5 protein-coding genes are annotated in these 11,327 nt (G+C 48.6%); 4 read left to right on the forward strand and 1 reads right to left on the reverse strand.

The features are described from left to right. Positions 1-74: 74 nt before the first annotated feature. Positions 75-4,838, forward strand: coding sequence for a translocation/assembly module TamB domain-containing protein (locus B5D63_RS23770; protein ID WP_078671320.1), 4,764 nt, complete (start codon positions 75-77; stop codon positions 4,836-4,838). Between the two features lie 76 nt (positions 4,839-4,914). Here B5D63_RS23770 and B5D63_RS23775 read toward each other — a convergent pair whose 3' ends face one another. Then, positions 4,915-6,117: a bifunctional 3,4-dihydroxy-2-butanone-4-phosphate synthase/GTP cyclohydrolase II gene (locus B5D63_RS23775; protein WP_078671321.1), complete on the reverse strand. Its 1,203-nt coding sequence runs from the start codon at positions 6,115-6,117 to the stop codon at positions 4,915-4,917. Between the two features lie 421 nt (positions 6,118-6,538). Here B5D63_RS23775 and B5D63_RS23780 point away from each other — a divergent pair, with 421 nt between their 5' ends. The 3 genes from B5D63_RS23780 to B5D63_RS23785 all read left to right on the forward strand — a co-directional run bounded on the left by B5D63_RS23780 (position 6,539) and on the right by B5D63_RS23785 (position 11,292). Further along, complete coding sequence (locus B5D63_RS23780) at positions 6,539-9,838, forward strand: TonB-dependent receptor (protein ID WP_200817078.1); 3,300 nt, start codon at positions 6,539-6,541, stop codon at positions 9,836-9,838. Positions 9,839-9,919: 81 nt separating this feature from the next. After that, positions 9,920-10,474 (forward strand): helix-turn-helix domain-containing protein, encoded by a 555-nt coding sequence (locus tag B5D63_RS34750; protein ID WP_143313048.1) that lies wholly within the window; start codon positions 9,920-9,922, stop codon positions 10,472-10,474. Then, the gene (locus B5D63_RS23785; RefSeq protein ID WP_143313049.1) at positions 10,390-11,292 is read left to right on the forward strand and encodes an IS3 family transposase; all 903 of its coding nucleotides are present in this window, start codon (positions 10,390-10,392) and stop codon (positions 11,290-11,292) included. Before B5D63_RS34750 ends, B5D63_RS23785 begins: the two co-directional genes overlap by 85 nt. Positions 11,293-11,327 lie beyond the last annotated feature (35 nt).

An 11,327-nucleotide genomic window follows, 5' to 3' on the forward strand; every position in this document is an offset into this window, starting at 1 on the left:
ACCCCTATTTTTGCCGGATAAACTTTTGGCGCCTGAAAAAAGTTCGGAAAATACTAACTATCATTTTACTGTGTTTGTTAGGCCTGATCATTCTGGTGGGTGTATTAATCAATATACCTGCTGTCCAGAACCTGCTGGTGAGGGAGGTGACATCACGTTTGTCCGATCAGCTCCACACACGGGTCGAAATAAACCGCGTCACGTTACGGCTGTTCAACAGTATGCAGCTGGAGGGAGCACTCATCGAGGATCAGCGCAAAGACACCCTCCTGTACGCGGGTAAATTGCAAGTGCGCATTACTGACTGGTTCTTTTTTCAGGACAAACCCGTTATCAAATTCGTTGGACTGGAAGATGCGCAGGTGAACCTGCTGCGGCCGCGCAATGACTCTGTCTGGAATTACCACTTTCTGGAAGAAGCTTTCTCCGGCCCTCCCCGCTCCCAGCCACAAACCCCTTCCAAAGGCATTTCCCTCGACCTCAAAAAAATAGATCTCCGCAATATCCATATCAATCAGATCGACGCCTGGGTGGGTGAAGACATGCGCGGCTACGCCAAACGCATTTTTCTCGATGCCAAAAACCTCGACCTGCAAAGGCATAACATCGATATACAGGAGTTGTTTCTCGACAACCCGTACTTTATTATCAGCAGCTACGCCTCTTCGCCGCTACGGCATAAACGGCCGCAGCTCACAGGCAACCCGGTGCCGGACAGCACAGCTTCCGGCGAGCTTCGCTGGAACTATGGCAACTGGAAACTGCTGCTGAAAGAACTGCATATCCGCAACGGCATGCTCGGCGTAGATATGCCGGACGACAGCACCAGGGTGGAACCGGGATACTTCGCCCCCAACCAGATCCGCTTTGGAGAGATCAACCTGTCCCTTACCAATACCAGCCTGGTAAAAGACAGTATCATCGGCGACCTGACGCTCAGCACCAAAGAACGTTCAGGCTTTGAAGTGAAAAAACTCACCAGCCGCTTTAAAATGTCTCCGGTGGAAATGGAGTTCTCCCGGCTGGACCTGCAAACGAACCGTAGTCATATCGGCGACTACTTTACCATGCAGTACTCAGATATCAGTGACATGAACGACTATGTGAACAATGTGTTCATGCAGGCGCGGTTCAAAGACTGTAAGCTGTCATCCGACGATATTGCCTTTTTTGCGCCGCCCCTTTCCACCTGGAAAAAAGAAATTACGCTCACCGGTAAGGCCCGTGGCCCTGTGAGCAACCTGAAAGCGTCCGGGATAGAACTGGAAGCAGGGTCCACCACCCGCCTCAAAGGCAGCATTGAAATGCGTGGCCTGCCCGATATTTATGAGACCTTCATCGACTTTCATACAGAAGAACTGGTCACCACCGGTGCAGATGTCATGCAGATCATGCCGATCGTCAAAGAAGTGAAAGCCATCCGCATGGACAAGCTGACTTCCATCCGTTTCCAGGGAAGTTATACCGGCTTTATCAATGACTTTGTGGCCTATGGCCAGTTTCAGACCAATCTGGGCAAACTCAGCTCCGACCTTAACTTCAAAACCAGCCGCGACGTGCCCGTATACTCCGGGAGCCTCACCAGCAACGGATTTGATGTAGGCACGCTCTTCGACAACAGCAACCTGTCTACCCTCACGCTCAACGCCAAGGTAGACGGCGCCGGTTTTAATTTCAAGACATTGAAAGCCAGCGTAGATGCCGATGTACAGGAAATCAGCCTGTTTGGCTATACCTACCGCAATATCAAAACCAACGGCACCATGAGCCGTAAGTTCTTTAATGGCTCACTGGCATCCAAAGACCCCAACCTGGATATGGATTTTGCCGGTACCATTGATTTTAACGAAGCGCTGCCGGTATTCAATTTCCACTCAGACCTCCGCAAGGCGGACCTGAAAGCGTTGCATATCGTGGAAGATTCCGTTACCCTGCAGGCCAAACTGGACCTGAACTTCGCCGGTAACAACATCGATAACTTCGACGGCACCGCCCGTATGCATGAAGTGTCTGTATATAAAGACGGCAGGCGGCTGGAGTTCGATTCCCTCCGCGTGGCCACCCATATGCAGGACAACCAGAAAGTATTAAGCCTGAACGGCAGCGAGTTAAGCGGTTATGTAAAAGGCTCCTACAAATTGATGGAGCTGCCGGACGCTTTCCAACTGTTGTTGTATAAATACTACCCCAGCTATTTCCTCGCGCCAACGCGGGCGGACATCCAGGAGAACTTCACTTTCGCCTTTCAGTTCGGCGAAGTGGAGAAACTGCTGAAAGGCTTTACCAATAAATTCACCGGCTTCGACAACTCATCTGTTCAGGGCGGTCTTAATACCATGAACGGCGGTAACCTGTCGCTCAATATTAACATCCCGGAAGCCGGTTATCTCGGTTATAGGGTACAGGAGCTGCAGGTAAAGGGAGACGGAACTTTCAACAAAGTCAATATCAGCACCAGCATCAGCAAAGTATTGTCCGGCAACAATACCATCCTGCAAAACCCGCTGATACTGGCCAGTTCCGGTAATGACACCTCTTATCTCAAGGTAGACCTGCAGGCGCAGGACACCTCATCGCTGGATGGTTTCTATGCCCGCGTGGTGACCGTTCACCAGGGCGTAAAAGTGAATTTCCTCAACAGCGCCTTTACTGTCAACGAGCGGCAGTGGAACGTAACGCCCGGCAATGAAATATACTGGAGCAAGGATTTTCTCACCGTACACAACCTGCGGGTAACCCGCAACGATCAGAGCATCACGGTGGAGACCAACGAATTTAACCCGGACGAATCGCGGTTTATCGTTACACTGAAAAACCTGAATCTGCCCGATGTTATTCCTTCACAGCTGATCACCACCCGTATTGAAGGTATTACCGACGGCACCATTCATATCACCGATCCCACGCAGGACCTCGATGTAACTGCCGCGCTGCGTACCCGGGAGCTGCGGATAGACAATGACTCTATCGGCACACTAAATATAGACGGTACTTATCTGCACCGTACCGGCACTGCCACTTTCCTGGTGAAATCCGACAATGAGGGCAAGAACTTCCAGGCACAGGGTAAAATCGGCCTTTCCGCTACCAATAAGGATATTGACGCCGCCGTGGATTTCAATACCATGTCCATCAACCTGCTGAGCAAATACCTGACAGGATACGTTTCCGATTTAACCGGCGCCGTGACGGGCAAGGTGAATATTACCGGCACTACCGACCTGCCTTCCATGCGGGGCAGTCTCCAGCTGGACACTGTGGCCGTGACCGTGGATTACCTGGGCACCCGTTATAAAATACCAAGGCTCAATGTCAATATCGACGACAACCTGATAGAGTTCGGCAACTTCGCCGTTATTGATAAATATGGTACCAAAGGCAGCGCCAGCGGTTATATCAGCCATGATCACTTCAACAAGCTCAATTTCGACTTCGATGTTACCGGCCGTAATTTCCTGTTCCTTAACACAACGTCCGCCAGCAGCGATCTGTTTTACGGAGATGTGCTGGCAGACGGGAAGGTTTATTTCTCCGGCCCTCTCAACGATATGCAGATGCATATCCTGGCGCGGCCGCTGAAGGGCACCCATTTCTACCTGCCGATGTCTGACAGTAAAGACATTGGTAAATACGATTATATCATCTTCAAAAGTTATGGTACAGAGATCAAGGAGAACAAGCGGAAGAAAGACAATACCAAGCTCACCGTGAAGCTGGACATCGCCGCCAATCCGGATGCGCAGATAGATGTGATCCTTGACGCTACCACCGGGGATATTATCTCTGCCAACGGCAGCGGCAACCTCCAGATTATTGCCAATACAGAAGGAGATTTTAGTATGTTTGGCAACTATGAGATCAACAACGGGTCTTACAATTTCACCTTCCAGCGCCTGACCAGCTGGAAGTTTGATATAGAAAAGAACAGTACCATTACGTGGAATGGCGATCCCCAGGAAGCCAGGGTGAATATTACCGCGAAGTACTCACTGCCCAAAGTGAGCCTGTACAACCTGCTGGGCCAGGCTGCCACCGTGAGTTCCAATGACAAGCTGGCAACCCGTACCGAGCGGGTGGACGTACTGATCAACCTGCGCGGGGCGTTGATGAAACCAGACATCTCCTATACCATTGAGCTGCCGGACGTGGGTAGCCTTTCTTATGAAAGTGGTGTGGCCGCCAAGCTGAAGGAGATCAACAACGACCAGAACAAAGCATTGCTGCAGATGTATGGCCTGTTGCTGTTCAACCAGTTCCTGCCGGACGACGCCACCACCAATGCGGCCGCCAATGTGGGCATCACTGGTAAGAACAGTGTGGGACAGGCTTTGTCCGCTCAGGCTTCCGCTATCCTCAACAATATTACCGGCGCACTGCTTAAAGGCAGCGGCATCGGTGTGAATGTCAACTATCGCGCCTATAACGTAGGCGGGCCTGGTGGCAGTGCCGACAACAGTTCCGTAGACCGTAACCAGGTGAGCGCCGGTATTACCAGTACCTTGTTCAATAACCGCTTCCGGTTATATGCCGGCGGTGATTACGACTGGGGTAAGTCTTCCACCTCCGCCAACGCCAACCGTTTTGCCGGTGACTTCCGGATCGAGTACCTGCTGACACCGGACGGCCGTTTCCGTATCAATGCTTTCAGTAAGTCGGATTACGACGTATATAACCTCAACAACCGTACGAAATCCGGTGTGGGCATTTCCTACATCCGTGAGTTCAATCGTCTCGGGGAGCTGTTCAATAATCAGCGCCGCAGCCGTACCCCGCTGATGGATTCACTCCGCAGGGCTGCAGCACTGAAGCCGAAAGAAGATTCTACAGAAAAGAAATAATTCCGGGGCAGGGTCCCGGAACAAAAAATCCCGGAGCGGTCTGCTCCGGGATCGGTATTATCTATACAATATTATATCAGCCTTTCAGTATTTCGTGGCCCAGTTTGTCCCTTTTTGTCCGCAGGTAATTTTCATTGTGCGGGTTGGGGTTGATTTCGATGGGTACGTTTTCGATCACTTCGAGGCCGTAGCCGCTGAGGCCTGCGCGTTTACGCGGGTTGTTGGTGATGAGGCGGAGCTGCGTGATGTTCAGGTGCCGCAGGATCTGTGCGCCGACGCCGTAGTCGCGTTCATCCATTTTGAAGCCGAGCTCCAGGTTGGCTTCGACGGTGTCTAGTCCTTCTTCCTGCAGTTTATAGGCTTTGAGTTTGTTCATGAGACCGATACCGCGGCCTTCCTGGTTCATATAGAGGATGAGGCCTTTTCCTTCTTTTTCCACCATCTGCATGGCAGCGTGCAGCTGTTCGCCACAGTCGCAGCGCAGGGAGTGGAGGATGTCGCCGGTTACGCAGGACGAGTGTACGCGTACGAGTACCGGTTCGTCTTTGGTCCAGTCGCCTTTTTTGAGCGCCATGTGGATTTCGCCGGAATTCAGTTGTTTGAAGGCGATCAGTTCGAAGTTACCGTATTTGGTCGGCATTTGTACCCTTACTCCTTCTTCGATCAGTGTTTCGGTGCTGAGCATGTAGGAGATGAGGTCCTGGATGGAGATCAGTTTGAGGTCGAATTTGTCGGCTATTTCCCGCAGCTGAGGCAGGCGGGCCATGGAGCCGTCTTCGTTCATGATTTCCACCAGTACGCCGGCGGGCTCAAAGCCAGCCAGTCGCGCCAGGTCTATTGTTGCTTCGGTGTGGCCGGCACGGCGCAGGACGCCGCCGGTTTTGGCTTTTAAGGGGAAGATGTGTCCGGGTTTACCGAGCTCTTCCGGTCTGATATTAGGATCGATCAGCGCTTGTACCGTTTTGGCTCTGTCGTGTGCGGAGATGCCGGTAGTGCAGCCATGGCCGCGCAGGTCTACCGATACGGTGAAAGGTGTCTGATGCAGGGCGGTATTATCTCTCACCATCAGTTCCAGTCCCAGTTCTTCGCAGCGTTCTTCTGCCAGGGGTGCGCAGATCAGTCCACGGCCGTGTGTGCTCATAAAGTTGATGATCTCCGGCGTAACATTACGCGCTGCGGTGATAAAGTCGCCTTCATTCTCGCGGTCCTCATCATCTACTACGATTACCAGTTTGCCGTTCTTGATATCTTCTATTGCTGCTGCTATTGTATCTAACATATATTATCCCTCCGGGTCAATGTTGAATGAGCGCAAAGTTACGACTTAAACGCGGGAAATGGGCAAGGAAACATTCTGTTCGAAAACGAGGGAACCGGCTGGCGATTTGACAATTATACAATCAGATTTTAACAAATAACAAATAAACACAATAAGTATGACGCGTAACAACTTAATATCCAATAAAGTTCAGTCCGGACAACGTTTTTATGCATTAGCAAATTGGCCGATTTGAGGATTCATAATTTTTTTTGAAATTCCTGAACAAACATCCTGCAAATACGGATTAACCTGTTAAGATATCAAAAAATTTTATCGAGGTTTACATGATCTTTCACGACTTAACAATTTGTTAATTCCGCGTTAAAATTTTCCCAAACTTTTTCGGCACCTTTGCGCCATGAAACAAACTTCTCTAATCATGGGATTTAAAAAATTACTCTTTACCTTATCCTTATTACTCACAACGATCTTTACCTATGCACAGGTTACGACCTCTGGTATGAACGGTAAGGTAACCGGTACAGACAATGTTGGTTTACCCGGTGCAACAGTAGTGGCTGTTCACCTCCCCTCAGGTACCCGTTATGGTACAACCACCGATGCCGAGGGCTTTTACCGTTTGCCAAACATGAACGTAGGTGGTCCGTACAAAGTGACCATTTCCTACATTGGCTTTAACGAATTTTCCCAGGACAACATTTCGCTTGCACTGGGCCAGACATTTAAACTGAACGCTAAACTGGCTGACAAAAGCCGGGAAATCAAACAAGTAGAGGTAGTTGCACAGCGTAACAACGCTTTCGATCCGAACCGTAAAGGTGCTCAAACAGTGATCAGCCGCTCTCAGATTGAAGCCCTGCCAACCGTTGGCCGTAACTATACGGACTTTGCCCGTTTAACACCTCAGGCAAGGCTGACAAAAGACGGTAACGGTAACAATGGTATCTCCATTGCCGGTACCAACAGCCGTTACAATGCCATTTTCGTAGACGGCGCCGTACAAAACGACGTATTTGGTCTGTCTGATAACGGAGCTAACGGTGGTCAGATCGGTATTTCTCCTTTCAGCGTGGACATCATTGATCAGATCAACATCAACGTTTCTCCGTTTGACGTAAAACAAGGTGGTTTCGCCGGTGGTTCCATCAATGCCGTAACCCGCAGCGGTACCAATAACATAGAAGGTTCTGCCTACTATTTCTTCCGCAACCAGGACCTGGCCGGTAAAAGACCCACCGACGTAAAAGGTGCTGACCGTCCTAAACTGCCGGACTTCACCTCCCAGACTTACGGTCTGCGCATCGGCGGTCCGATCATCAAAAACAAACTGTTCTACTTCGTAAACGCCGAATTCCAGAAAGACGAAACTCCACAGAACTTCGGTTATGACACATATGCTGCGAGCCTGAAAGCAAATGCTGCCAGTCGCGATCAACTCGATGCCATCAGCACCAAACTGATGAAATTGGGTTATGATCCAGGAGGATATGAAAGCAATATCCGCAAACTGGATGGTACCAAACTGTTTATTCGCCTGGACTGGAACATCAACAATGTTCACAAATTCACCATCCGTCACCAGTACACAAGAGGTGTAAGCACCAGCCCGGCGGTATCTAACCAGCGTAATATCTTTTATGCTAACAGAGGCGTTTACTTCCCTTCTACCACCAACGCTACTACCGCTGAGCTGAAAAGCCTGTTCGGTAACAAAGCGTCCAACTCATTGCTGATCGGTGTAAACCGTGTGCGTGACGACCGTGGAGTGATGGGCAACCCTTTCCCTAACGTTTTCATCACCAAAGAATCTATTGGTTTTGGTTCTGAAGCATTCTCCGCAGCCAACCTGCTGCAACAGGATGTGATCACCCTGACAGACAACTTTGAGCTGTATAAAGGAAAACACACCATCACCATCGGTACCAGCAATGAATACTACAATCTGAACAACGTATTCATCAGAAATAACTTCGGTGCTTATACCTACGCCAATGTAAATGATTTTCTGAACGATAATTCACCGATCCGTTTCCAGCGTACTTTCTCTGCTGTTGATAACGGCATCGGCGATGACACCAAAGCTGCCGCTAAATTAAAAGCCATGCAGCTCGGCTTGTACGTTCAGGACGACTACCAGATCAGCGACAACTTCAAACTGTCCTATGGTCTGCGTGCCGACCTGCCTATCTTCCTCGACAAACCGCGTGAAAATGCCGGTTTCAACGAAAATGTACTGCCTAAACTGGAAGCTGCCGGTTGGGACCTGAACGGCGCCAAAACCGGTGTAAAACCTGACAGCAAAATCCTCCTTTCACCCCGTATCGCCTTTAACTGGGATGTTACCGGTGACCAAAAAACCCAGATCCGCGGTGGTGCAGGTATCTTTACCAGCCGTATTCCGTTTGTATGGGTAGGTGGCATCTACAACAACAATGGCGTGACCCTGGGTGAAATGGACGTGAAATACGATCCTACAAAACCAACTGCTCCGGGTAACCAGCCGATTGTGTTCAACCCGGCTTATGACAAACAGCCTTCTATCACCGCCGTACCTTCCGGCCAGATCGACCTGTTTGCCAAAAACTTCAAATTCCCGCAGGTATTCAGGACTAGCCTCGCTGTTGACAGAAAACTGCCCTGGGGCATGGTGGGTACCCTCGAAGGTATCTTTACCAAAACCCTCAATAATGTTAACTACTACAACCTGGCATACGTAAAGAACGGCAACCAAACCGTTACCGGCAACGGTGCTGACAACCGTCCTATCTACAGAAAGATCGGTACTGACACCCTGGGTGCTTATCCTAATGTCTACTACGCTGAAAATACCAGCAAAGGTTACACTTATAGCTTTACCGCCCAGTTGCAGAAAGCCTTCCGTAATGGTCTGAGCGCCAATGTTGCCTATACTTTCAGCCGTGCAAAAGGTTTGAACGACGGTCAGTCATCTCAGAACTCTTCCCAGTGGCGTATGCCTAATGTAAGAGGTAAAAATGACCTTGACATGTCCTACTCGATCTATGATGCTGGTTCCCGTATCGTAGCGTCCGTATCTTATAAAAAGGAATATGCCGGTTTCATGGCTACTACTGTCAGCCTGTTCTATACCGGCCAGAATGGCGACCGCTTCTCTTATGGTTACAGAGACAACGCCGGCAACCAGAACATTACCAGAGACCTGCCTGGCTCCGGCGACGCTGGTCTGAGCATCATGTATATTCCCAGAGATGCGAGCGAAATCCACCTCGTAGACTATAAAGACGCCGGCGGTAACACTGTATCGGCTGCTGATCAATGGAACAGACTGAACAGCTTTATCGAAAACGATAAATACCTGTCATCCCGCAGAGGTCAATACGTTGAAAGAAACGGCGTAAGAGCTCCGTTCTCCAACATCTTCGACCTTCACCTGGCACAGGACTTCTACATCAAACAGAAAAATGGTGTAAGACATACCCTGCAACTGACCTTCGACATCTTCAACCTCGGTAACCTGATCAACAAGGATTGGGGCAGACTTTACACTGCACGTGCCGGCATGAGCTACAACAACTATGGTCTGATTGACTTCGTTGGATTTGAAGCTGATGGTACTACTCCGAAATTCAACTACACAGGTCCGGCTACTAAAAACAAAACCGTTGCCCAGATCGATGACATCGGATTACAAACTGCCCGCTGGCAGAGCCAGGTGGGTATAAGATATACTTTCAAATAAGCAGGATCTTATCCACATAAAAAAAGCTGACCAGTGATGAAGTGCCCCCTAAAAGTTAGACACTTTTAGGGGACATTTTTTATGAATAAAAGAATCAAATACAGTTATCAACAAAAAATAGGTGCAGTACAGTCAGTGATCTCTGGTAAGGACTCTCTGGCTTCTGCGGCACGTAAAATTGGAGGAAACGACAAGAGTATTCAGCGCTGGGTAAATCTTTACAATCAGTTTGGGAAGAAGGGGTTGTTGCTTCGCTCTGGCAGCTATGAGGGCGAGTTTAAAGTTCGGGTTATAAAATATATGCTAAAAAAGCACCTATCTTTATTGCAGACATCAGCACTCTTTGGTATTGCTAACGATAGTGTAGTAGGTCGTTGGTTAAAGATATATGAAAGCCAGGGAGTAGGAGGTTTACTGATGGAAAACAGAGGTAGAAAAAAGTCAGCAATGCCTAATAAGAAAAAAAAGACCACTAGAATAGTGTCTAACCCCGAAGCGGAAAAGCTTGCTGCCTTGCAGGCAGAGAACGAGTATTTGCGCACAGAGCTTGCATTTTTAAAAAAGTTAGACGCCTTAATTCAGCAGGAAAAAGCTGCCAAAGCACAAGGCAGGCAGCAAAAGCCATCCAGGAATTAAGGCGGTCCTACGATCAGGAAATATTGCTGAAAGTAGCGGGGATGGCACGGAGTACTTTTTACTATTACTTGAAAAAATCGGTACAACCTGATAAGGATAATCACGTTAAAACTTCAATAATAGCTATTTATCGTCAGCATAAGGGTAGATATGGTTATCGCCGAATAACGGATGCTCTAAAGAGCAGTGGGATGCATATCAACCATAAACGTGTTGCCAGACTAATGAAAGAGTGCGGTCTAAAAAGCCTTGTTAGAAGGAAGAAGTACAAATCTTATAAAGGGCAGCAAGGAAAAATTGCCCGGAATCTGCTGAATAGAGATTTTAACGCCCGGAAGCCTAATCAAAAGTGGGTGACCGATGTAACGGAGTTCAATGTGTCAGGTAAAAAGTTGTATTTATCGCCAATTATGGACCTTTACAATGGAGAGATAATCAGCTACACCTTATCGAAACGGGCAACGTTCCATCAGACTATGGATATGCTTGAAATGGCGCTAAAAAAGTTGCCTGAAAAATCCAGACCGATCCTCCATTCTGATCAAGGATGGCAATATCAAATGAAAGGGTATCAACAAAGGCTGCGAAAAAGAAGAATAAGGCAAAGCATGTCAAGAAGAGGCAATTGCCTGGATAATGCAGCTATGGAAAGCTTCTTCGCCATTCTGAAATCTGAAATGTTCCATCTGAAAAAATTTACATCAATCGAAACGCTTAAAAAGAATATTGTCAATTATATTCACTATTACAATAATGACAGAATCAAACAAAAACTTAACGGCTTGAGCCCAGTACAATACCGAACTCAAGCCGCTTAATCAAAAAAGCTGTCTAAACTTTTGGGTTCACTTCA

Source organism: Chitinophaga eiseniae, from assembly GCF_900167135.1.
GTDB classification, from domain to species: Bacteria; Bacteroidota; Bacteroidia; order Chitinophagales; family Chitinophagaceae; genus Chitinophaga; species Chitinophaga eiseniae.